The following is a 22,757-nucleotide window of genomic DNA, read 5'->3' as shown; positions in this document are numbered from 1 at the left end:
CAAAGATTATTTCGAGGGGGGCTAATATGACAAAGATAAAAGCAGTTTTCAGTGACATAGACGGGACTTTAATTAATTCAAATCATGTTATAACCGAGAAGACCAAGCTTGCAGTCCAAAAAGCAACAAACCTAGGTATTCCATTTGTCCTTGTTTCTGCCAGAATGCCAAGTGGAATCTTGCCACTCCAAAAAGAATTGGAAATCAATTCACCCATTATTTGCTACAGTGGTTCCCTGGTAATAGACTGTAGGAGTAACACAACTATTCTCAGCAAAAGCTTGCCCCCAGAGAATGTTATTGGCATTTATGAGACTGTAAAAAGCAAATTTTCCAACATTCAAATTAACATCTACAGCCATGATCAATGGGTTGTTGAAAATCCGCAAGACGAATGGGTTGTTCAAGAGCAAGATATCACAGGGGCTCAGCCTACTCAGGCTAACCTTAAAACCTTCATAAACACAAATTCTGAAGTGCATAAAATTCTCTGTATGGGTCCGGCTGAACAAATCGAACAGCTTGAGGAAGTATTAAAGAAAGACAACACTGCTCTAACCATCTACAAATCAAAAGACACGTATCTGGAAATTATGTCTGGAGATGCATCCAAATCTAAAGCAATTCAGCAGATCATCAGCCATTATAATCTAAAGAAGGAAGAAATCATGGCAATCGGCGATAATTTCAATGATATTGATATGCTGAAATTTGCAGGGCTGGGCATCGCAATGGGAAATGCGCCTGATGAAGTTAAAAAGTATGCAAACCAAGTGACATCCAGCAATGATGAAGAAGGATTAAGTTTGAGTTTAGCAGAGAACGTTATCAGTTAAAGGCGTTCGCCTTTGCAATGGGATTCTACCCTTAAAGGGCTTATACAATCCAGAGAATCCCGTTGCAACAGCGTTCGTATGGTCAACTTAAAGCGCCATTAAAGTGCCACCGAAATTTTACGTTTTTCTTTGAAATAAACCCATTCCCGGAAACCGATATCCTTCAGCATCGCCTTCACTTCGTCCCAATCCTCGCCTACCCGTGAAGGCTTATGGGCATCTGAACCAAAAGTGACTTCTACGCCAAAATGATGCGCTCTTTCTAAAATAGATGAAGAAGGGTACCACCCGCCACTCAGCTTGGTTTTACCCGAGGTGTTAATTTCAATGGCCACGCCGGATTCTGCAATCACCCGCAAGGTTTCATCAATCGCCCCATCGGCAGGAATATCTGAAAAAGCCGGGAAATTCCCCTTCATCGCGTCAATATGACCCAATATCTGGAACATTCCGCTTCGTGCAGACTCCTGAATGAGTGAATAGTAGGCCTTCTTGACTTCGATTTTGCGAGCGTCACTTAATTTTTTCCAACGGCTACGGTTAAAAATACTGTCCCCTTCAACGCTGTGGACCGACCCAATGAGGTAATCAAACGGATAAGGGGCCAGCGTGGAACGATACAGCTCCGCATAATCAGGAAAATAATCGGTTTCCAATCCAAGCAAGACGTCAATGCGGCCTTCGTATTCTCTTTTAAGCTGTTGCACCTCTTCTACATACTCGGCCAGTTGCGATTTTGCCATATAAATTTTCGGAAAAGCCTGGTCCTGTTCGCTGCCCAGGAAAGGGGAGTGGTCCGAAATACCAATCGCTTGCAAGCCTGACTGAATGCCAGCTTCGATATAATCCCGAATGTTGCCGTCTGCATGACCGCAGCGGAAATGATGGGTGTGCAGATCAAATTTCATAACCTGTCTTCCTTTCGTAATCAAGGTTTATATTTCGTATGGTGTTCATAGCGAATTACGTTATTCAGAACTGGTAAAATTCGTTTCCGGCATCCCCTTCAGATCACTTAAAAATTGCTGCATGGCTGAGTTTAGATATCGGCCGGATTTATAAATCACTCCTACCGGGTGACTAACCTCCAACTCGGGAATATGGATCATTTTTAATGAGCCTGCACGCAGCTCGGAAGTGACCGACAATCTGGAGATAATGGCAGCACCCAAATTAATTTCGACCATTCGTTTGACTTCCTCACTGCTCGACAACTCGATTACAACGTGAGGCACAATCTGGTGTTTTTTAAATACATCATCCACGAATTTCCTTCCTACCGTATCTGGTGAGAGCAGAATAAGCGGAATTTCCCGAAGGGCTTCAATGGTAGCGTGCGGTTGGGAGGCCAGTGGATGAGTAGGAGACACGACAAGCTCAAAGGAATCATAATACAGAATTGAAGTGCTCAAATTCGGATTACGTTCGATCAGATAGCCGATACCCACATCAATTAATCCGTTCTCTACCTGCTGATAGATCATGGAGGAGGCCATAGATTGAATGGAGGTTTTGATGAGCGGGAACTGATCCTGAAAGTAGGAAAGCACGCGCGGTAAAATTTGAATGGCGATGGATGTGGTCGTACCCAGTGCAATATGGCCCTGCGGCGTTTCATTTAGATCGTACAATTTCTGCCGTAATTCCTCGACAACCTCTAGTATCCGCTCGGCGTGCTCCAAAAAAACAGTCCCCCGGTCGGTCAGGGTGACGGGCTGGTTGCGGTCGATCAGAATGGTTTTGAATTCGTCCTCCAGGCTTTTGATCTGGGCAGACACCGCGGGCTGCGTCAAATTGAGAAGTTCTCCGGCTTTTCGGAAGCTCATAGTTTTGGAAATCATGATAAGTGTTTCAAGTTGACTGATGTTCATGAAGTTCCTCCTCTTTTTTCTTAATTCTGTCGCAGCCGTATAGACTGAGTATTGTTGGCCAATTCACCTGTTCATATGTAAAACCGTTGATATGCTTGATTTCATTAAATTATAGGTTATTCGGGCAGGAAGGGCAATGAATCAAAGCAGAGCATCGTGAAATATGGTATATTGGGAAACAAAGACTAAAGTCCTGATATACATCAAAAATAACCAGTTTAATTCTGATGGGAAGTGGGATATAGGACATTATTCACATTTTTTGTGATTTGGCTATAAAAAATTGCCGGGAAGCTGTCGATAAGTGATAGAGAGAGTATTTTGTTGAGGGTCGATTCGTTTTGTAACCTTAATTAAATTAAAAATTCTAATTAAAATGGGACTTTTGTTGTATGTCTAAAAGCCCATCGTAAAGGGGCGCAATGATCGTGAAGGCAGAAGTGATAAATCCTTTTTTGGAGTCGGCGCGACGGGTCATTGAACAACTGATCCAAGTCTCTCCCTCACCCGGCAATCTCGGTGTGAAAAATGTCGAGCTGGTAGATGACCATATTTGGATTATGATCGGGATGACCGGACAGCTTAGCGGAAATATTGTGTTCGGCCTGAATGAACAGGTGGCGCTGCGTATGGTATCAGCGATGATGGGCGGATTTGTCTTGACTGAAATTGACGAGATGGGAAAAAGTGCGATTTCCGAATTGGGCAATATGATTAGCGGTAATGCCAGTACGATTTTGTCCAGTCAGGGAATTGTTGTAGACATCACGCCTCCGCAAGTCATGATTTCGGAAAACTTGACTACTTTTGTACCTCAGCGTGCCCTTTTTATTCCGCTTACTGTGGAAGGAATCGGTGAGCTGGATATTCAGGTGATGATCTCTTAATATTAAAGAAGAAGGTGTTCTTTAATATGGGGGGATGATCGTGAGTATATTGCAAGATAAGGTGGTTGTCATTACAGGGGCATCCAGCGGAATTGGTGCTCTCTGTGCACGGCTGTTGAGCGACAAGGGTGCGATCCCTATATTGACAGCGCGCTCGCAGGAGCGGTTGGAGCAGGTGTCTGCTGGAATCAGCGGCAGACATGAACTGATCCCACTGGATGTCACCCGTCAGGAGCAGGTAGAGGCCGTCGCTGCCCGAGTATTGGAGCAGTACGGGCGGGTCGATATTTTGCTCAATAATGCGGGTTACGGAAAATTTGAGTATTTTCATGAAACAGACCTGACGGAGTTTGAACGAATGATGGACGTGAACTACATGGGAGCTGTTCGCTGCATTAAGGCGTTTTTGCCGCAAATGACAGAGCAGCGCAGCGGACAGATTGTCAATGTAGCGTCTATGGCCGGGAAAATCGGGACAGCCAAATCGACTTCCTACACAGCGACGAAGCATGCTTTGCTCGGGTTCAGCAATGCGCTGCGGCAAGAGCTGCGCGGGAGCGGCGTGACCGTGACGACGATAAACCCCGGGCCGATTGACACGCCATTTTTTGAGCTCGCAGATCCTTCAGGCGGATATGTTCGTAATGTAGGCTGGTTTATGCTAAAGCCGGATAAGGTAGCACAGGACATGGTAAGGGCAATAGAGCTTCGTAGGGAAGAGGTTAATCTGCCGCGGTGGGTATCTCCTTTTCTCAAGCTGTATCAGCTTGCTCCCAGACTGACCGACAGGCTGGGTCATGGTGTGATGAACAAGAAATAAAAGATGTCCCAAAAGCCATGGGTATGGTGAGGGGCATCTTTTATTTTTGTGATTTGGTAACGGGGCTATTTTCGCATATAATGGAGAGTAACGAATTTACGTATAGGGGTTGGACCTTTTCATGACATTGAATTTTGAATCGCTTGGCATTGAGGCAGATCTGTTGACCAAACTGGCTGAGCATGAAATTACGCAGCCTTCGCCGGTTCAGGCGCAGGCTATACCCGAAATCATTAAGGGAAGGCATGTATTGGCGCGTTCGCAGACGGGTACAGGGAAGACACTGGCCTATTTGCTGCCGCTGCTGCAAGCGATTGACCCACAGAAAAAGGCTACACAAAAGATGATACTGGCTCCAAGTCAGGAACTGGCGATGCAAATTGTTCGCGAGGGTCAGCGTTATGGAGAGCATCGCGGAATCCGTGTGCTTGGTCTGATTGGCGGAGCAGCCATCAAACGCCAGATCGAGAAGCTAAAGGATCATCCGCAGCTTGTAGTTGGCACACCAGGACGTGTACGGGAACTCATTGCTGCGAAAAAACTGAAAATGCACAACATTACAACCATTGTTATCGACGAGGTGGACCAGATGTTCCAGCTCGGCGGAGCAGGTGATGTGAAGAACATATTAGGTACCGCTCAGCGTGACCGTCAATTGGTATTTTTGTCCGCAACGCTGAATGATGAGATTCAGGCGCTGGCGAAGCGTGAGATGAATGATTACGCGGAAATCGGCATTGATCCCGATCAGAAGACAGCCAGTGGACTGGAGCACTATTACTTTGTAACCGAAGAGCGGGATAAGGTGGATATGCTGCGTCGTCTGGTGCGTCATTTTAATCCAAGAAAAGCGCTGGTATTCGTGAATACAACAAATGCTATCGGGGAGATTGAAGCCAAGCTCAATCATATGGGACTGACTACAGCATCCCTGTATGGTGATGCGGATAAAGTCACGCGTAGCAACGTGCTGGCCCGATTCCGGGAGGACAAGCTCAAGGTGCTGATCGCTTCCGATGTGGCAGCTCGCGGTCTGGACATTGAGGGACTGGAGATGGTCATTCATTTTGATCCGGCAACGGACAGTCAAGCCTATGTTCACCGTGCAGGACGTACAGGACGTATGGGGCGCAAAGGACTGGTTGTGTCCGTTGTTACCGAACGCGAAACGTTCATTATGCGCAAATTCTCCCGTGAACTGGACATTAACATCACAGAGCGTGCGTTATATGGAGGACGTGTTGTGGTGCCGCGTCCGGCGGATGCCAAGCGTGCGCCTGTAAGGCCATCCGAGACCAGAGCGATTTCTGACAGGGCGGAAAACAGCAAGGCGCCTGCTCGTAGTGAGAACGGACGTCCCGGCAGGGCTACCGCAATGGGTTCGGCTCCAGGCAAGAGCAAGGGAGCAGCTTTGTCCAAAGCAGGAAAAGCGCAGCGCGAGCGTGATCGTAAAAATAAGGGTGCACCAAGATGGCTGAAGGAAAAAGGGTCGAAGCCGAACGAATAAGGACCGAACGGATAAGGGAGAAGAGGGGAAGCCATGGAACAACAGCCTGTATTGCAAATTAACGGACTGACCGGCGGATACAGTGCCAAGCGTCCGGTGCTGCATCAGATTTCGCTCGATGTAAAGCCAGGCGAAATGGTGGGACTGATTGGTCTGAACGGGGCCGGGAAGAGTACGACCATGAAGCATATTTTGGGTCTGATGACACCGCAGGCTGGAGAAATACGCGTGCAGGGACATAAGCAGGAGGAGAATCCCGAGCAATATCAGGGAGCCATTGCTTTTGTACCCGAATCTCCAGAGTTGTATCCTGAAATGACGGTGATGGAGCATATGGAGTTCACCGCCAGGGCTTATGGAGTCAGTGAAGCGGATTTCCGCACACGTAGTAATCAGATGCTGGATCTGTTCCGTATGCGGGACAAGAGCGGAAGCATGTCTATGCATCTTTCCAAAGGGATGCGTCAGAAAGTCATGATTATGTGCGCATTTTTGGCGGGACCGCCGTTGTATGTTATTGATGAGCCATTTTTGGGCCTGGACCCGCTGGGTATTCGTTCCCTGCTTGACTTTATGCTGGAAATGAAGCGTTCAGGCTCATCCATTTTACTCAGTTCTCATATTTTGTCCACGATTGAAAATTATTGTGATCGTTTCATTGTGCTTCATCAGGGTACCATTATTGCACAGGGTACGCTGAATGAAGTGACAGCACAGGCGGGTAAGCCGGGCATGCCGCTGGAAGATGCATTTTATGAGCTGGTACAGGGCAGGGAATGAGCATGGACTTGCAACGTTTGCATAAAGAAAGACGTGTTGCGTTCTGGGGACAGGTGCTGCCCTATCTGGGCTATGTCATTCAGAGCGGTCTGGCAGTGGTCTTCGGCTTTGCGCTGATTGCTTTTGCTGCATGGTACACGTCGCTGCTGATGCATACTCCACCGGATTTGCCCATCCGCTGGATCATGCTGATTGTAGCTATTCCGATTGCTCATGCGAGCTTTCGCACGTATTTGAACGCGGCGGATATTGTCTTCCTGCGTCCGCAGGAATATGCGATGCAGCATTATTTTAAGGCCAGCCGCATCCGGGGTGTGGTGTATAAAATATTTGGGCTGCTGCTGCTGTCCATTATCGCGTGGCCGCTGTATATTCGCAGCGATGCCGCACCTAAGCCGTTGCTGCTGACCCTGCTGCTGTTCGTGCTGTTGAAGCTGCTGTTCAGCTATGGCGGCTGGCAGGAGCTTCGCATCGTATCGGTTGGCGCCAGCGCAGGCTATCGCCTGCTTCGGTGGGTGTTGGCTGTGCTAATGGTAGCCGCATGGCTGTGGCAGCCTCCGCTGCACAGCTTGCCGTTTATCGTATTGGTCAGCGTGGTCTACGTGCTCGTTCTGCGTTTTCCGGTCAAGCTGTTAGTAGCTTGGGAAAAGCTGATCCGGACAGAAAGCATGCAGGCTGCTCGGGTGCTGCGTACTTTAGGCTGGTTCGTTGATGTACCTGCCCTTACGCAGAGAGTAACTCCGCGCCGCTGGCTTTCCTGGCTGGGGGGCAATATACCGTGGGACAGAAAGGGAGCGTATCGCTATCTGCTGTTTAAGACGTTTTTACGTACAGAACCCGCAGGTATTGTTATTCGGTTAGGTATTTTGGGTCTGTTAATTATATATATCACCCATACAGGCTGGATCGGTATTGCGGTGTATTTATTTTTTGTATTTCTCATTGGCGTACAAATCACTTCGCTAAGGCAGTATCACAAGGATTCGTTATGGCTTCAGCTGTATCCGATCCCTGCACATCATCGTCGTGCGTCTTTTCTGGACTTTGTCGTCCGAATGATGTTGCCCGCTGCTGTAGTCCTGTGGCTCCCATTCCTGGTGAAAGGAACTGAGGATCTACTATCTACGCTGCTGACGCTGGTTGGTGGAGCTCTTGTGGTATTTCTGATCCGGGGTACACAGGCGAAAAAATGGCGGTTGGACGGACAAGATGAGGAAGAGGTGTGATCTGGTCCAAATGAAACAAAGAAGAGGCTAATTCGCAAGCAGCAGGGGCTGTCTGCGGATTAGCCTTTTTCGTGCGTTTGCGCTATCGTCAGCCGTGGGTGCAGATACCCGTTTTAAATGAAGATCGTTCTACTGATAATAACTAATAAAATGAACAATACCAAAATGGTTCCTGTGCTTGTGAATGCGCCGTAACCACCGTAACCGCCTCTTGTTTCTTCTGCTCCCATGCCCATTCTCCTCTCGACATTGTAATAAAGGATACCCGTATCTTATGAGGCGGCTTCCCGGATGGCGTGGGCCAATGTTCGGATAGGTTGCCGAATCGCCTTATATTTTTTATCAGATACGGGAGTATAGAAAGGAAAAGATACGCATTAGCGAGAATAGAAGAAGTATGTAATCATTATCACTTGGAAAGTGGGAAAGACGAGATGCTGGTAGATAAGCTGCTCGTAAACATATTTCTTGTGTTTGTACCGTTGCTGGTATATAGCGCTTTGTCGGATCATCGACATATGAAACATGCCCCGTTGCTTATGGGAGGGGTACTGGGCGTGTCTTCTGTGCTGTGCATTACTTTTGCGTACATTTGGTATGGCTTATACTGGGATCTCCGCTATGTTCCTTTGATTCTGTCCGTGCTATATTTTGGCCCAAAGGCAGGATTGCTGAATATAACAGTGATGGTGTTAGTTCGTATATATGTAGGTCCTGAGTCGATTCAAGTGGGGCTTCTCAGCATGATTTTGTGTTATCTGGGTCCTTTCTTGGTGAGAAAAAGGTTTATGCAGATCAAGGGTATGTTTTTACGGGTAGGCATTAATATGTTGATGAGTATATGGGCCAGCATGGTTATGCTGATCATTCTTCTGATACATTCCTGGGCTAATGGCAAGCTGGATAAGGATGAAATAGAACTGATCAAGATCATTTTCGGGTTTGGTGTGATTCAATTCTTAAGTGTTGGAGCCTCTTCATTCTGGATGGAGTTTAGTCTGGAACGGGAAGAAATGAGGAGAAAGATTCGACAGGCTGAGCGTATCAACACATTGGGTGAACTGGCGGCCTCTATGGCCCATGAAGTACGGAATCCGTTGACTGTCATTAAAGGGTTCCTGCAAATGGTTCAGTCAGGGCTGGAAGGAAAAAATCGCAGGTATATTGCTTTGGCGCTGGCAGAGGTAGATCGGGCTGAAAGAATTATTAGCGACTATCTGAACTTATCCAGACCGAAGATTGGCAAAACAGAGTTGATGGATCTGTCGGGCATGGTGCAACAGATTGTTCTGCTTCTAAAGCCGATGGCAACCAAGCAAGGGGTAAGACTGTACACAGAGCTGAGAAATGAAATATACGTACATACGGATCGTAACCAGCTGTTACAGGCGTTAGTACATGTGACGAGAAATGCAATTGAGGCTGCGGAAGATGGAGGCAGGGTATACATAACGCTGGCAATTCAGGAAGAGAAGGCGTGTCTGAATATCAGGGATAATGGCAAAGGCATGAGCCAGGAGCATCTGGAGCGAGTGGGCACTCTGTTTTTTTCGACAAAAGAGGTAGGAACGGGTCTGGGAACGGCCGTCTCCTTTCGAATCATTGAAGCAATGGATGGGAGTATACGCTATGAGAGTGAGCCGGGAGTAGGGACCGAGGTGACCATCCTGCTGCCGCTGGCACAGGAATCCTTGCTCGCTGCTGAAGGATAATCTGTCCCAAAGTGTGCTTGACGAGCACTCAGCGGACCAAAAAAGCGGTATGCCACAACATTTGGCATACCGCTTTATTAAGTTGTACACTTAACCCACTATTGTTATGCGTTTAACAAATCCTGTACGCCACGATAAATAATATCATACAAGTCTTCCAGATATTCTTCCTCGATACAGGAAAACGCGACTCGGAGGTCGTGCTCACCCAGCGCAATCGTCCCTACTCCATATTGCTCCAGCAAATGTGTACGCAGCCGTTCGGCGGACAAGCCGTTCAGCTTGAGACACATGAAATAACCCGAGTTGAAAGGGTAGTAGCTCCATACATCTCCGTATTTCCCGCTATCAAGTAGTGCTTTGACCTTATTAGCCCGCCCCTTCATAATTTGGAACTTTTCTTGCTTTTGCTGCTCAAAATCAGGAGATTTGAGGGCATCCAGTACGAAGGTTTGGGACGGGTGAGGGCCACTCGAAATCGTTGCCCGGATAATCCCCAGTGCTTTTTGCTCCAGTGCGTTCAGTACATCCTGATTCTCGGAAGCAAAGGTAATAAATCCGACACGGAAACCCCAAACGTATTCTTCTTTGGTGGCTCCGTCGACTTTGACTGGTAAAATTCTCGGATGAAGTCCGGCTAACTGACCAAATAGCGATTCATGCAGGGAGTCCTCGAAGAACAGACCAAAATAAGCATCGTCCGTCACTACTACAACATTGATGCCTGCTTCTGCGGCTTCTTGAATGGCTGCAACAATCGCTTTCCCCTCTTCGGCGCCCGGTGTATAGCCAGTTGGATTGTTAGGGAAGTTCAATATAACGATCGCTTTGCCGTACTCTTTTTGCGCGAGCAGCGCATCACGCAGCCCCTCGCTATTAAAACGGTGGTCCTCCGAGAACAACGGGTAATTCACCAAGCGCCCATGACGGCGAATCCCGAATGTCAGCTCATAATTTTCCCAGTTTTTGTCCGGGTAAATAACAGCATCGCCTTCATCTGTAAACAGGTCGGCAACGATACTCAAACCGTGGGTCAGCGCGTTCGTAACTACGGGAAGGCCGAAGCCTTTTCCAGCCAGCGAAGGATTTTCCTTCAGCATTTTATCGCGCCATACGCTGCGCAGTTCAGGTTTGCCTGCAGGGGGAGCATAAGGGTATAAATCCTTGGGACTGTAAGCAGACAGCTTCTCCTGAATAACCTGCAAATGCATAGGACCATTGCCTTCAATAGCAATACCGATCGTAGCATTATATTTTTTGGCCATTTTTCCGGCTTCGGCAGATTGGCTCAAAATTCCTTCTTTTGGAAAATAAATTTCTTTACCTAAAAGGGAAAGCATTTGATATACATGCTCGTTGCCTGACTGAATGTTGTGGTTTAGCTGGGCTACCAGTGGATTCATTCCCGTTTCATCCTTCCAAGTCATTTTGATTACATATTATAGCATTACACTCGGTAAGCGTCACGCAAAAGCATTAAGGGGACGTAACTGAAAGTAAGCGGCTTAAATTGAGGATGCCAAATTTTCTGTAGTAGCAGCGATATGATCATAGGCTTTTTTTAATTCACTCATAGCATCCGAATTGGTGGAAATCTGATCCGTGATATCTTCAATTTTTTGCATCATCGACGACATTGCTTTTGCAATTTCATTTATTTGAATGAAGATGTCTTCTGCGGATAGTTTGCTGGAGGCCGCCATTTTTCTAACTTCATTGGCGACCACCTCAAAGCCACGTCCCTGTTCACCGGCTCGGGCAGCTTCAATGGCGGCATTCAAACCTAGCAAATGAGATTGAGAAGCAATATCCTTGACAACACTAGTGACTGATTGGATACTTTTGAGCTGATCTCTGACTACTGCAGATTCCGTATTCAACTTTGCCATATGGTCTACAATCAGCTTCGAAGCTTCCAATACCTCATCCGTGTTAGCAGTCATTTCCTCCACCATTGCTATCAGCTCTGCCGTACTTTCCTGGAGAACGGTTTCGCGTTTCGTGATGTCAGTTGCTATCTTGATGACGGCCTGGACATGATCTTCTTTAAGGATAGGCATATAAGTTGCCTCTAGTGTTAACTTTCTTCCATCTTTTGTAACTCGTACAATTTTATCTTGAAAGGCTCTTCCTTGACGCAAATTACTCCATAAGTCAGCATATGCATGACTGGATACAAATTCTTGCAAGCAAAGCTGGCTGTGATGAATACCAACAATTTCATCAACTTTATATCCCATTGTACTAGCGAAAAGTTCATTGGACCAAGTGACTTGTCCTTGGGTGTCAAACATGATCATGCCTAAATTGTTTTGAATGGTTGATAAAACAGCTAATCGTTGATCAATTGTGTCTTTGTCTAACATGAATACCACACTCTCCTTGAGGTACCAGTACCTGATTTTTGATGTACAAATGTTGTCTGCGCTGCTGTTCTTTGCAATCCTGCTCCAGACGGTGCCAGCCCTCCTAAGATTCGGAGAGAGTAGTGGTATGCGGGAAGAACCCGCTCGTCAAAGACAAGCCACTGAGCTGTTGCTGGCGAGCCCCTTGACGGATCCATACGGCGCAATGCCTGAATGTTCCAAGGACACTAAAAAAGCACTTAACGACCGCTATATTTTATCAAGCTCTCGCGCAGTTCGGCAAGTTCCTTTTGTACAGCTATTGATCGCTGGTGCTCGCAAGCTGATTCAGCTTCATGCCAACTGTCAGAGAGCCTTCCTTGTGCCGAATCCGAGAGCGGTACGCCGAGTTGGACAGCCACTACATTAACGGAGTTGCGCACACTAATTTTTTGCGTATTGGCGGCGCGGCGCTTATATTATTATTTAACGGGATAGAGAAATCCAAAGAATAGCAAAAGGAGGTGCAGATGTTGCTGGATACGTCTGCGTCATCGTTTATCCTGCTGCCCGCCTTTGCCAAAATTGTGTGCGAGCCGGGTTGGAAATGGCAGGTGCGCGAAAAGCCGATGCCAAACTATGATTTATTTTATGTATGGAGCGGAGAAGGGACGGTTGTATTAAACGGGGAAGCCTATCCGGTGAGCAAGGGCAGCTGCTTCCTATTCAAGCCCGGGGATGATACCCGGGCCACACATAACCCGCAAAAGCCGCTTATACTGACTTATATTCATTTTGATCTTTCTGAGCAGCCGAAGCTTATCCCTGCAAGCTACCGCATGCTGGAGGAAACATTTGAGGTGGAGCATATGCTTGCCAGATACGTCCGTCTGCGCTTGGAGCGTGCTTACGGAGCTGAAGAGGAAGGCAGGCTGATCTTGAAGCAATTGATGATTCATCTGCTGCGTGCCGACCGTAAGGAGCCGCAGGAGCAGCAGGCCAGCAACCAGCTCACCGAGGTCATTCGGGAAACGGCCAACTATGTGCGTCAGCATCCGGGACTTCCTCATCGTGTCGAGGATTTAGCGGCACGGGCAGGGCTGTCGCCGCGTTATTTTTCAATTAAATTCAAGGAGCTGCTGGGCGTTTCCGCGCAATCTCATATAATCAGTATGCGGATTGAACGCGCGCAGCATCTATTGCTGCATGCCGGGATGAATGTGACCGAGGTGGCAGAGGCCTTGGGATACCGAGATATCTTTTTCTTCAGCCGTCAATTCAAGCAATATACAGGGAAAAGTCCGTCCGAGATCAGGTGAAGCTATGATGGTGGACGAGCTGTTTCAGATTCAGGCCTATTGGACGCTATCAGCCAGAAGTGAAGTGAGAGTATTATGGTTTTGAGAGCTACCGTATGAACGTATAACAATAAAGATACAACAAAAAGGACCTAGGCAATAATGCATTAATGCCGGGTCCTTTTTGTATGTGTAGCAGTCACGCACTGGCGGTAAACCCGGTTACACTTTGGCATCATGTCGGAAGCAGCCGAGACGCTGCCCCATTCTTACCACATCGCCCAGCTTCAACGCGGGATCTGGCTCAAACGTACCGTTTTCAGTCAGTAGAACGACAGTTGATCCAAATTCGAAATACGCGAGATCGTCACCTTTTTTCCATGAAACGGCTTGATCATCCGTATACTTGATGCTGCTCACGTTCATTGCACCCACTTTGACGATAGCCACCTCACCGTATTCATGAGCAATGTACGTAATTTGTCGCTCATTACGGCTAAGGACTCCCCTCATATGCTGCAAACCGAAGTCATTTACGGGATATACCTTGCCGCGCAGATGCTCCTTCTCCACCAGTGTACCGGATACTGGCGCATGAATGCGATGATAATCCGTCGGGCTGAGATAAAGCACAAAAGCATAGCCGTGTGTGTACTTCTCAAGACGCGGCGAGCGGTTAAGCAGCTCATCCAGCGTATAATCCTGTCCTTTGACATTCAAGAGAGTGCCGGACGTAATTGATCCAGTGAAAGTAATCCGTGCATCCACCGGACTGGTCATCACCTCGGCGTTCGTATCAATCGGGCGCATGCCCGCTTTTAATTTGCGTGTAAAATAGGCATTCAGGGAGCGATATTCTTTCCAATCCTGTTCCGCCTCATGCGTCTGGATCTGGTACGTACGTATAAAGGTGGGGATAAAAAGTCGGCTTGCACCGCTTTGCGCGAAGGAGCCCACAATCCGGCACACCCACTTGCGCGATGATAGCTCCGTCATAAGCCGCAGCCACTGTTTTGCCATTACAGATCCCCCTTGTTCATTTCCGAGCCGTCTTGGCCGGAACCTGTCCGGCCGCTCTGAACTATATTGACACAGAATGTGACGTAAATCAATACAGTGGACGGCCCGGTGAACGTTCGGTGTCTGCTGAAGGCATCCGCTCAAGAAGCCAGCGGGCGTATGCCATTGGCTGAGTGTACGTTTCTTTCCAGACATTGTTCATACCTGCCTGGCTGAAGCCGTATCGCTGGTCGCGACCATTGCACTCGATAAAAAAAACCTTGCCCTCCTGGGTAATTCCCAAATCCAAACCAACGTCGGCGAGACGGGGAAGGTTCTGTGCCAGACGATGAACGATTTGTAACGAGAGTCTCTCCAGCTCATTCATCAGGCGGGCTGTATTCGAAGTTTGAACCGCCTGTGCTTGTGACAACACCTCCAGTAAGGAACGGGCTGTACCACCCTGTGCCACATTGGAGACAAAGGTGTGGGAAGGAGCAATTTTGGCAAACATGCCTGTCACTCCCCATACGCCACCATATCCACGCTGAACGGTCACACGGATATCAAAAGGGCGATCGTCGCACAGAGCAAGCGGTATGGTTTCCTGTACGATGTGAGGCACATGCAGTAGCCGCTTATGCAGAAATAAAGGCAGTTCTCCGCCATGTAAGCGCAGCGTGGACCAGCGCTCAGGCATAGCGGGATGAGCACATTGCAGGGTCCAGTGTCCATGGGAACGACGTAGACGCATAATTCCTCTGCCAACACTTCCACTGCTGGGTTTGATTACAACATCTCCGATTTGCTCCATCAGAGTATGGATTGAGGACAGGTTACCTTGCAATGTTTTGGGAAGGTGGATGCGCAACAACGGGTCTTCCTGCAAAATCGCATGTATATGGTCCTTGCGGAAACGGTTTTGTTCGTTAAAAATATAGATTCCCTTTTTTACCAGCCTGTTGATATCTCTGGCATTTTCATTATGCCGATAAAGAGTCCGATTGTGAATGACCGGTGGCAACGGAAGAGTCATCTGCCGATACTCGTTGCCGTGTTTAACAAAAGCCCGGCATGTTCCAGTCGCTATATGAATCTCTTCCAGATGAAGAAAGCAGGGGATGAGCCCATAGCTTAACCCGGCGTCTTCGTAATTGGCGATAGATTCATATCGTGTCTTCATGGCGGGAATGCCCCGGTAGGTTGCCGGGTTGAGCATGACACCGACATGCAACATGAGTATGTCCGCCTCCTTGTAGTCACTCCAACTGACCATACTGTGATTCTAGTCCATCATATGTATGAAAGATCGGCCAGGCATGGACGCTCGCCTTGCGGTGCGCCCAAAGTGAGAAGCCAGGCACCTTTGAGCGAAGGAGGCGATATGATACTAGATGAGTGTTGAAGGGTGTTGGAATAAGAGACGAAAGTAGGTGAAGGATGGATGCAGAGGCCCAAGGTAGCGGTCGTTACACCGGGCTCTTTTGTTATACCTTCGCCCCGCAGCAGTTCTGTGGAGCGGGTCATTGCCTGTATGGTACCATTAGCCAGCCATGAGCTTCAGGCACAGATCTATGGGATAAGGGGAGTAGAGGCACCGGATCATGGAGACGTGGACGGAGTCCCGTGCATGCGTTATACGCAAGGGGCAGGTTATATTCCCGAGGTGATTGCTGATTTGAAGAGGTGGTCACCTGCAGTAGTAGATGTACACAACCGCCCGACTGCTGCGTATGCCATTCGCGAGGCTTTGCCTAATAGCCGAGTAGTGCTGACTTTGCATTCGACCACTTTTATCCGTCAGCCCCATCTTAGACGGGAGGACGTGGGCAGGCTGCTGCTGCCGCTGGATCGGATTATCGTGAATAGCGCCTATTTGGGGGCAAGCGTTGCCGCCAACAGTCCTGCTATCGTTAGGGAACGCATCGTCGTAAATAAGCTGGGGATACATCCCGATGATTTTCTGCCACGCCGGACTCCGGTGGGAGAAGCAGTCAGAGCGGCGCGATTGGACGATTTCGGCTGGTCAGGTCGACGAATCGTGCTATACGCAGGCAGATTAATGCCGGGGAAAGGCGTGCACCGGCTGCTCAAGGCTCTGCGCCGGGTGGCTCGCGCGTGTCCGGATGTGCTGCTGCTCATTGCAGGCAGTGCCTTTTACGGTCACGACCGCCCCACGCCGTACACGGCTTCGTTGCATCGGCAGATGCGTAAACTAAGATTGGGAAAACACGTCCAATTTCTAGACTATGTTCCCCATCCGGCGTTGGCCTCGCTATATCAGCTAGCCGACGTGACTGTCGTTCCATCAGTGGAGGATGAAGCCTTCGGGCTGGTCAATCTGGAGGCTATGGCGGCAGAAGTGCCCGTGGTTGCTTCCCGTATCGGCGGCATTCCGGAGGTTGTACGACACGGCGAAACGGGCTGGCTTGTTAATCCATCCCCCGGTGAAAGGGAAATGGCCGCGGCCATCATCGGACTGCTCCGGCAGACTGACTTGCGGCGACGGATGGGAGAAGCCGGGCTTGGTGAGGTGCGGAGACGGTTTTTATGGCAGCATTCAGCACATCGCTGGGCGCAAATTATGCTGGACTGTGCAACTGAGTGACGTGGGCGCCCTTATGCGCATAGGCTAGCTTATAGGCATTAGCCATGATTCCCAGCCGGGTGAATGAAGCGGAGCGACCGCTTATTCACTCCTGTGCCAAAGGAGCGGTCACCATGAACCATCGTATGAACCATGGTCATAAGGATAAAAAAATAGCACGGCGTAACCTTTCCAATACAGTTCCCTCTCCCCGTGTAAGCAAGGAGAAACCTGCTTCGCCTGCTGGCAGTCACAGAACCACTCAGCGTGGAACGGCAAGTGCAGCTGTCCCTGTAGAGAAGGATCCCCCGGTTCAAGCTATAGAGGAAGCAGCATGGAAAAAGCATAAGCTTCCCAAAACGCTGGAGGAAGCGATGCAGATGAATCGAGCATCTGTGCTGCTGTTGTCTGTGCCTGAGTCAGATACCGAATACGGAACGGGTAATGACATGACGTCTATGAAGGCGGAAGATCAGAACGAGCAAGATTCGTTGCTGGATTGTTCCATAACCAGTATTCATATTGCGGAAGGAAGACAGCGTCCAAAGCAGCGAATGCAATTGCCTGAGCAAGATCTAGCTTTTCACGATGAAAAAGAATTAGGTCGGAATGCCATTCACGATGGCTCACCGACCAATGACAGGACTACGGACAGTAAAGCGACTTCACCCCAATTTGGCAGCATTTCTTTTTATCTACCTGCACAGGCGGTTATAAGTGAAGTAAACGTTGTGTTTGAGAAGCCCTTTATAGACACACAATATGCAATCACCGCTAATGCGAGCGTACCGGGAGTGACGGTATCTGTTACACAGCGACAGAGGTATTCGGCAGTGCTTACAGTGGAACGCAGACAATCGGGTCAGATATGTGAGGGGTGGATTCTCTGGATTGCGATGGGGACATCATAGGAAGCCGGGGATGTTAGTTGCACATCAACGTCATAATGGAAAAAGGCGTCCCATAGTTGGACGCCGTATACATAAGGGCGGAGGCGGTATCGCGGTGGAGAAGCTAGAAGGGAAGTAAGATAATTGGTGAAGGCATTATTATAAATATACACAGCTTTTGTTTATTTTCCAGCTGTTTCATCTTCCATGACCAACGCCCCATTCTCATAGGAAAAGTGGGTACGAATTGCGAATACACGTGTATTTTGATATAGACCCACGTATTTTTGCGCTTCTTTTTCCTCTAACTGGTGGTATGTTGGTTTCTTCACAGTGATAGTTCGAGGAAAATAATGATCCATGAACGCATCATACACATCTAGACTCATCATGGAATCATTATTGTAAGACATGAAAAATGCGGTTTTTTGTTCAGGCACCAAAACCATCAACGAAGAATATCCCGGCATGTTTCCGCCTTTTAATACCACATGTTACGATTTCTTCATCTCCAAACTTCCCATTCTGTAGCTGCATAATCATGTACTTTGACATGTCTTCTCCAATGGACAAAATGCTTCTTTGTGGTCCATCAGTTGGGGCGTGCCCATATGTTGGATGAGGATCGCCAGTGGGACCGTAATGTGTAGCCATTCTCTTGAGAAGGTCAGACGTAAAGCGCACACTGGTAGACTTCATGTCTAATGGTTTAAAAATATTCTTTTCCATCATGGACGACGGCAAAACTTGAACCGTTCACATTGTACTTCTTCATTTTTTCCGCGAACAACGGATCAGCAAAAGATTCTACTTCTTTTGCGTTATTGGGAGCTTTCGTCATTTGAATATTGGCCGTGGATGTCGATGGTTTTAATTCTCCAACTTCTAAGGATTATTGGGAACACGCAGAAATCATGCTGGTAGAAATGTCGACTCACCCGTGTATGAACCGAGTGTAGCAAGCGGCAAGTCATAGTAGCTAGTGACCTTTCGTCTTCTAATGCATGACATAAAAAAGAGCTTAGTACAGCTTGTTTTATAGTCATGACCTACAAATATGACACTTTGACACTACCGTATGTGACAGATAACTAGTTAGATTCGAAGGGCAATTCATAACGTATTAGCAAATAAAATAAAGAGTAGGAGAGAATCAAATGACGAAAGAATCAGCTCGCAAAAGGTTGCAAGATTTCTACTTTTTGTTGTTTACCTTCGGATCGGGACTGTTTTATTTTTGCTTCTATTTGGTCAGCATTACATTTGCGTTGGGGATGACGGTTATCTTCGTGGGCATTCCCTTGTTGGCGTGTGTGTTGCGAACAACTCACACGTTTGTCCAATATGAACGCATTCAGACGAAGGTTTATACGGATATATCGATAGAGCCAATCCCGACAAGGACAAACAGTGGAAGGGATAAATGGATGAAAGCGAGAGAAGCCATTCTTAATAGTAGCAATTGGAGGGCCGTTTTTTGGCTTATGCAGAAATTTTTTATTGGGGTGATTAGCCTTATATGTGCCGTTATATTGTACATAGCTCCGCTCGTAATTATCGTTACACCGATACTTTTTCAACATCTTGATATATACTTATGGGGATTCGCTGTAGATTCATGGGAAAAGGCTATATGTGTCATGCTCGCTGGGTGTATTCTCGTCTGGATCAATACTCGCATTGGAAACAGCTTAGTTCAAATAGTCGGAATGTACACGCATTCCATGTTTAAAGCTATTAAGAGGTGATAATTTGTTTACAACCTGGAAACAATGGCTCTGGTATGACTGGTTATTGCTTTGTATACGTTTTGTCATCTGGTTTTCATTGATGATAACTACTATCCAACACCAAGACCATTTAACTGTGCCCCTTTGGATCATCGTTCTTTGGGAAATTGCCGCATTTTCAATACCTTGGATTTGTTTAATGTTCAGTTATCGCTACTATCTGCTTACTGAGATGGTTTTGTTTGGCGGAGTGTGCTTCTACTTAACCTTATTATTTCCGGCGGCATATCTTGCATTTTTAATGCCAACTTTCATGATCGCGGCAAATAGTGCTCATAAATCATTCCGTTGGTCGGGTTCTATCACAGTTGTTTTGTTTCCATTGCTCATTGCAATATTTTCCCCAGGAACAGATCTATGGGCGATTATCCCACTCGGTCTGGCTTTTGCGATGGGATTTTCCTTTCACTTACTAGCTTCTAATTACCGCCAAAATGAAATTATACGCAATCAGAAGCTTGTGCTGGAACAGTACCTATCTCAGATTGAGCAGATTACTTTGTTAGAGGAGCGCGATAGACTTTCCAAAGATTTGCATGATACGATGGGGCATTCCTATACCTCGATCATTATGGGGTTGGAAATATTGCGTACGGAATTAGCAACAAAAGATGGGGAGCAGAAAATCGACACATTATTGCAATTAGCCCGTAACAGTATGGAGGAAGTGAGAGCCTATTTGCATCAAATAGATTCACCACAAGAATCGCTTCCCTTGACTGTTACTTTGCAACAATTAGCAGAGGAGTTCCAGAAACATGCAAAAGTAAATGTACGCACTCGAATAATAGGGGAAGAGTACATGGTCTCCAAACAAGCGAAAATGACTCTTTATCGGAGCTTGCAGGAATCGCTGACTAATGCCGTGCGCCACGGACAATCCACCGAAATCATTGTGTCACTGCATTTTGAGCCGCAACAGACGAGATTGGATGTGCAGGATAATGGCGGCGGAGTGGAGGAGTGGAAGGATGGCTTCGGATTAACTACAATGAAAGAACGTGCGACACAGTTACAAGGGAGAGTCACTGTATACTCGGAAAAAGGTGAAGGGACGTTCATCTCATGTGTGTTACCCAGACTTGTACAATTGTCCGATGAACGAATCCGCTTGTGTATCGTCGATGATCATTCGTTTATCCGAGACAGTCTCCATACAATCTTGGACGGACAGGAGGACTTGCAGGTAGTGGGGGTGGCTGAAGATGGAGAACAAGCTGTGGAATTGTGCAGAAGCCTGAATCCAGATTTGATATTAATGGATTTGGAGATGCCCAATCAGGATGGGATTCGTGCGACCCAAATAATTAAGGAAACATGGCCTGACATTCGTGTCCTCATCCTGTCAACGTTTCAGGATACAGAGAGGGCGAAGGAAATCATGCGAAGCGGTGCTGATGGCTATTTGCTGAAATCCATAGAGTCGCGTGAACTGGCTGAAACGATTCGCCTCGTCTATCGGGGAGGCACGGTAATAAACCAAGATTTGTTCCATAAAATGTGGGACGGAAATGATGAAGAAGAGTCAGTCGGACCATGGTCAGATGGAGAAGAGTATGGCTTAACGAAACGCGAACTAGAAGTTTTGAATCTTTTATCTCAAGGAAACCGTTATAAAACAATTTCTGAGAAACTTTACCTATCCAACGGCACCGTAAGAAATTACGCTTCCACTCTCTATGACAAGCTGGGAGTCAATAATCGAGAAGAAGCCGTGCAAAAAGCAAGAGATACAGGATTACTTTTGTAAGAGCTGTTTAAGTCCAATCGGCTACACTTAGTTGGACAACAAAAATGGGGGCTTGTAGAATAAACCTATTACACTAAGGAGCGGATTATCTACAATGCCAAAACAACAACGTCGAACCTTCACCTCAGAATTTAAAAAGCAAATGGTGCAACTCTATGAAAACGGGAAATCTCGGGCAGCGATTGTGGAGGAATATGGCCTCACAGCTTCAGCTTTAGATCGCTGGATCAAGCAAGCTCAGACGTCAGGCTCCTTTAAGGAGAAAGACAATCGTTCTTCAGATGAAAACGAACTGTTGGCTTTGCGAAAAGAGAACCAGCGTTTGAAGATGGAGGTCGATATTTTAAAGCAAGCCGCGCTGATCATGGGACGAAAGTAGCTATCATCCAGAACAATCGTGATAAGTACTCGGTATCAGCAATGTGCTACGTCCTGCAAATCGCAAGAAGTACGTTTTACTACGAAGCCAAAGAACAGGCAACCGAAGACGATGTAACCGAAGCGGTTGTGGATATCTTCCACAAAAACCGAAAAGCCTATGGCAGCGCAAGATCAAAATCAAGCTCCATGAGCGCGGATTCGTGGTGTCCAGACGTCGAATTGGCCGGATTATGAAAGAACATGGACTCGTTTCAACCTACACGGTGGCACAATATAAGCCCTATAAAACCGCCTGTAATGAAGCGGCTACAGCCAACATCCTGAATCGTGAATTTGACCAAACCGAGACCAGGCGCTTCGTCGTCAGCGACCTGACCTATGTGAAGGTTCAGCACCAGTGGCACTACATTTGTGTACTCGTTGACCTGTTCAATCGAGAGATTATCGGTCATAGTGCAGGTCCGAACAAGGACGCTGCTCTGATTTCTCGCGCCTTTGCCACAGTACAGGGTGATCTGCATCAAATTCAGTGGTTTCATACAGACCGTGGCAGTGAATTTAAAAATGAAAAGATGGACGAGCTTCTGGAAACCTTTGAGATCGGTCGTTCTCTGAGCATGAAAGGCTGTCCCTATGACAATGCCGTAGCGGAAGCCACCTACAAGGTCATGAAAACCGAGTTCGTAAACCAGATGGAATTTCAGAGCTTTGATCATTTGGAGGTCGAACTATACGATTACGTCAACTGGTTTAATAATTATCGCATTCACGGAACACTGGGATACATGACACCTGCTCAGTACCGCCAAGAGGCCCTTAAAAAAGCTGTCTGATTTACTGTTGACAATCCACCACTGAAAAAGTCCCTTTGATGCTCAAAGGGTACAGTCGCTCAAGAAAACTGAGGAGACTGTACCTTTTTTTCTGTATTTTTTTCGTAAGCTACGATTTATGCAGGGTCAATAAGACCTTTACAGGACTGTAAAGGTCAGGGAAAAGCACAAGTAGAAAAGAGAAACCATAAGCGATCACGCATAGGATAATAAACGCTCTTTTTTCCCTTTTCAAGGTCTTGTCG

At 47.3% G+C, this 22,757-nt stretch carries 20 protein-coding genes and 2 pseudogenes; 14 read left to right on the top strand and 8 right to left on the bottom strand.

Features of this window, described 5'->3' with window-relative positions:
• The first annotated feature begins 26 nt into the window (after positions 1 to 26).
• Positions 27 to 836, top strand: coding sequence for a Cof-type HAD-IIB family hydrolase (locus tag GCU48_RS05340; RefSeq protein ID WP_152379322.1), 810 nt, complete (start codon positions 27 to 29; stop codon positions 834 to 836).
• 98 nt (positions 837 to 934) lie between these two features.
• Here the strand turns inward: GCU48_RS05340 and GCU48_RS05335 are convergent, their stop codons facing one another.
• Complete coding sequence (locus tag GCU48_RS05335) at positions 935 to 1,744, bottom strand: histidinol-phosphatase (RefSeq protein WP_152379321.1); 810 nt, start codon at positions 1,742 to 1,744, stop codon at positions 935 to 937.
• 60 nt (positions 1,745 to 1,804) lie between these two features.
• A complete protein-coding gene (locus tag GCU48_RS05330) occupies positions 1,805 to 2,707 on the bottom strand; it encodes a LysR family transcriptional regulator (protein ID WP_025717461.1) in 903 nt (300 codons plus the stop codon).
• A 428-nt stretch (positions 2,708 to 3,135) separates the two neighbouring features.
• Between GCU48_RS05330 and GCU48_RS05325 the strand changes: the two genes are divergently transcribed.
• From GCU48_RS05325 to GCU48_RS05305, 5 genes are all read left to right on the top strand, one after another.
• Entirely contained in the window at positions 3,136 to 3,594 is a 459-nt protein-coding gene (locus GCU48_RS05325) for a chemotaxis protein CheX (protein WP_152379320.1), read from the top strand.
• Between the two features lie 40 nt (positions 3,595 to 3,634).
• On the top strand, positions 3,635 to 4,414 hold the full coding sequence (locus tag GCU48_RS05320) for an SDR family NAD(P)-dependent oxidoreductase (RefSeq protein ID WP_152379319.1): 780 nt from the start codon (positions 3,635 to 3,637) through the stop codon (positions 4,412 to 4,414).
• 121 nt (positions 4,415 to 4,535) lie between these two features.
• On the top strand, positions 4,536 to 5,921 hold the full coding sequence (locus tag GCU48_RS05315; protein WP_152379318.1) for a DEAD/DEAH box helicase: 1,386 nt from the start codon (positions 4,536 to 4,538) through the stop codon (positions 5,919 to 5,921).
• Between the two features lie 33 nt (positions 5,922 to 5,954).
• Positions 5,955 to 6,701, top strand: coding sequence for an ABC transporter ATP-binding protein (locus GCU48_RS05310; protein WP_025717465.1), 747 nt, complete (start codon positions 5,955 to 5,957; stop codon positions 6,699 to 6,701).
• Positions 6,702 to 6,703: 2 nt separating this feature from the next.
• A complete protein-coding gene (locus GCU48_RS05305) occupies positions 6,704 to 7,927 on the top strand; it encodes an ABC transporter permease (RefSeq protein ID WP_152379317.1) in 1,224 nt (407 codons plus the stop codon).
• A gap of 113 nt (positions 7,928 to 8,040) precedes the next feature.
• Here GCU48_RS05305 and GCU48_RS27295 read toward each other — a convergent pair whose 3' ends face one another.
• A complete protein-coding gene (locus GCU48_RS27295) occupies positions 8,041 to 8,157 on the bottom strand; it encodes a YjcZ family sporulation protein (RefSeq protein ID WP_208811956.1) in 117 nt (38 codons plus the stop codon).
• A 204-nt stretch (positions 8,158 to 8,361) separates the two neighbouring features.
• On the opposite strand from GCU48_RS27295, the gene GCU48_RS05300 reads away from it, so the two are divergent.
• The gene (locus tag GCU48_RS05300) at positions 8,362 to 9,639 is read left to right on the top strand and encodes an ATP-binding protein (protein WP_152379316.1); all 1,278 of its coding nucleotides are present in this window, start codon (positions 8,362 to 8,364) and stop codon (positions 9,637 to 9,639) included.
• Between the two features lie 104 nt (positions 9,640 to 9,743).
• Here the strand turns inward: GCU48_RS05300 and GCU48_RS05295 are convergent, their stop codons facing one another.
• Both GCU48_RS05295 and GCU48_RS05290 read right to left on the bottom strand, forming a co-directional pair.
• Positions 9,744 to 11,042 (bottom strand): aminotransferase class I/II-fold pyridoxal phosphate-dependent enzyme, encoded by a 1,299-nt coding sequence (locus GCU48_RS05295; RefSeq protein WP_152379315.1) that lies wholly within the window; start codon positions 11,040 to 11,042, stop codon positions 9,744 to 9,746.
• A gap of 102 nt (positions 11,043 to 11,144) precedes the next feature.
• A complete protein-coding gene (locus tag GCU48_RS05290; protein ID WP_152379314.1) occupies positions 11,145 to 12,005 on the bottom strand; it encodes a methyl-accepting chemotaxis protein in 861 nt (286 codons plus the stop codon).
• Positions 12,006 to 12,132: 127 nt separating this feature from the next.
• Here GCU48_RS05290 and GCU48_RS05285 point away from each other — a divergent pair, with 127 nt between their 5' ends.
• Complete coding sequence (locus GCU48_RS05285) at positions 12,133 to 12,414, top strand: hypothetical protein (RefSeq protein WP_152379313.1); 282 nt, start codon at positions 12,133 to 12,135, stop codon at positions 12,412 to 12,414.
• Between the two features lie 103 nt (positions 12,415 to 12,517).
• The gene (locus tag GCU48_RS05280) at positions 12,518 to 13,303 is read left to right on the top strand and encodes a helix-turn-helix domain-containing protein (protein WP_025717471.1); all 786 of its coding nucleotides are present in this window, start codon (positions 12,518 to 12,520) and stop codon (positions 13,301 to 13,303) included.
• A gap of 201 nt (positions 13,304 to 13,504) precedes the next feature.
• Here GCU48_RS05280 and asd read toward each other — a convergent pair whose 3' ends face one another.
• Both asd and GCU48_RS05270 read right to left on the bottom strand, forming a co-directional pair.
• The gene (gene asd, locus GCU48_RS05275; protein ID WP_152379312.1) at positions 13,505 to 14,302 is read right to left on the bottom strand and encodes an archaetidylserine decarboxylase; all 798 of its coding nucleotides are present in this window, start codon (positions 14,300 to 14,302) and stop codon (positions 13,505 to 13,507) included.
• A gap of 88 nt (positions 14,303 to 14,390) precedes the next feature.
• Positions 14,391 to 15,518, bottom strand: coding sequence for a YheC/YheD family endospore coat-associated protein (locus GCU48_RS05270; protein WP_152379311.1), 1,128 nt, complete (start codon positions 15,516 to 15,518; stop codon positions 14,391 to 14,393).
• A gap of 207 nt (positions 15,519 to 15,725) precedes the next feature.
• On the opposite strand from GCU48_RS05270, the gene GCU48_RS05265 reads away from it, so the two are divergent.
• Together GCU48_RS05265 and GCU48_RS05260 are read left to right on the top strand one after the other, a co-directional pair.
• Positions 15,726 to 16,889, top strand: a complete 1,164-nt coding sequence (locus GCU48_RS05265; RefSeq protein ID WP_152379310.1) for a glycosyltransferase family 4 protein — start codon at positions 15,726 to 15,728, stop codon at positions 16,887 to 16,889.
• 113 nt (positions 16,890 to 17,002) lie between these two features.
• Entirely contained in the window at positions 17,003 to 17,779 is a 777-nt protein-coding gene (locus tag GCU48_RS05260) for a WIAG-tail domain (RefSeq protein ID WP_244316092.1), read from the top strand.
• 164 nt (positions 17,780 to 17,943) lie between these two features.
• Here the strand turns inward: GCU48_RS05260 and GCU48_RS05255 are convergent.
• Positions 17,944 to 18,674, bottom strand: a pseudogene (locus GCU48_RS05255) (serine hydrolase domain-containing protein); the annotation flags it as partial.
• A gap of 241 nt (positions 18,675 to 18,915) precedes the next feature.
• Here GCU48_RS05255 and GCU48_RS05250 point away from each other — a divergent pair.
• From GCU48_RS05250 to GCU48_RS05240, 3 genes and pseudogenes are all read left to right on the top strand, one after another.
• The gene (locus GCU48_RS05250) at positions 18,916 to 19,506 is read left to right on the top strand and encodes a sensor domain-containing protein (protein WP_152379308.1); all 591 of its coding nucleotides are present in this window, start codon (positions 18,916 to 18,918) and stop codon (positions 19,504 to 19,506) included.
• Between the two features lie 4 nt (positions 19,507 to 19,510).
• Positions 19,511 to 21,298, top strand: a complete 1,788-nt coding sequence (locus GCU48_RS05245; protein WP_152379307.1) for a helix-turn-helix transcriptional regulator — start codon at positions 19,511 to 19,513, stop codon at positions 21,296 to 21,298.
• A 94-nt stretch (positions 21,299 to 21,392) separates the two neighbouring features.
• Positions 21,393 to 22,512 (top strand): annotated as a pseudogene (locus GCU48_RS05240) (IS3 family transposase).
• The last annotated feature ends 245 nt before the right edge of the window (positions 22,513 to 22,757 follow it).

The organism is Paenibacillus brasilensis (assembly GCF_009363115.1).
Taxonomy (GTDB): Bacteria; Bacillota; Bacilli; order Paenibacillales; family Paenibacillaceae; genus Paenibacillus; species Paenibacillus brasilensis.
Note: the sequence above shows the minus strand (reverse complement) of the source record. Positions and strands in the feature narration are given on the sequence as shown.

Excerpts from the sequence above, each read along its gene's own strand:
- GCU48_RS05295 (WP_152379315.1), bottom strand. The coding sequence starts at position 11,042 with ATGAATCCACTGGTAGCCCAGCTAAACCACAACATTCAGTCAGGCAAC.
- GCU48_RS05270 (WP_152379311.1), bottom strand. The coding sequence starts at position 15,518 with ATGTTGCATGTCGGTGTCATGCTCAACCCGGCAACCTACCGGGGCATT.
- GCU48_RS05330 (WP_025717461.1), bottom strand. The coding sequence starts at position 2,707 with ATGAACATCAGTCAACTTGAAACACTTATCATGATTTCCAAAACTATG.
- GCU48_RS05300 (WP_152379316.1), top strand. The coding sequence starts at position 8,362 with ATGCTGGTAGATAAGCTGCTCGTAAACATATTTCTTGTGTTTGTACCG.
- GCU48_RS05250 (WP_152379308.1), top strand. The coding sequence starts at position 18,916 with ATGACGAAAGAATCAGCTCGCAAAAGGTTGCAAGATTTCTACTTTTTG.
- GCU48_RS05285 (WP_152379313.1), top strand. The coding sequence starts at position 12,133 with ATGCGGGAAGAACCCGCTCGTCAAAGACAAGCCACTGAGCTGTTGCTG.
- GCU48_RS05310 (WP_025717465.1), top strand. The coding sequence starts at position 5,955 with ATGGAACAACAGCCTGTATTGCAAATTAACGGACTGACCGGCGGATAC.
- GCU48_RS05340 (WP_152379322.1), top strand. The coding sequence starts at position 27 with ATGACAAAGATAAAAGCAGTTTTCAGTGACATAGACGGGACTTTAATT.
- GCU48_RS05265 (WP_152379310.1), top strand. The coding sequence starts at position 15,726 with ATGCAGAGGCCCAAGGTAGCGGTCGTTACACCGGGCTCTTTTGTTATA.
- GCU48_RS05315 (WP_152379318.1), top strand. The coding sequence starts at position 4,536 with ATGACATTGAATTTTGAATCGCTTGGCATTGAGGCAGATCTGTTGACC.
- GCU48_RS05290 (WP_152379314.1), bottom strand. The coding sequence starts at position 12,005 with ATGTTAGACAAAGACACAATTGATCAACGATTAGCTGTTTTATCAACC.
- GCU48_RS27295 (WP_208811956.1), bottom strand. The coding sequence starts at position 8,157 with ATGGGAGCAGAAGAAACAAGAGGCGGTTACGGTGGTTACGGCGCATTC.
- asd (WP_152379312.1), bottom strand. The coding sequence starts at position 14,302 with ATGGCAAAACAGTGGCTGCGGCTTATGACGGAGCTATCATCGCGCAAG.
- GCU48_RS05260 (WP_244316092.1), top strand. The coding sequence starts at position 17,003 with ATGAACCATCGTATGAACCATGGTCATAAGGATAAAAAAATAGCACGG.
- GCU48_RS05305 (WP_152379317.1), top strand. The coding sequence starts at position 6,704 with ATGGACTTGCAACGTTTGCATAAAGAAAGACGTGTTGCGTTCTGGGGA.
- GCU48_RS05335 (WP_152379321.1), bottom strand. The coding sequence starts at position 1,744 with ATGAAATTTGATCTGCACACCCATCATTTCCGCTGCGGTCATGCAGAC.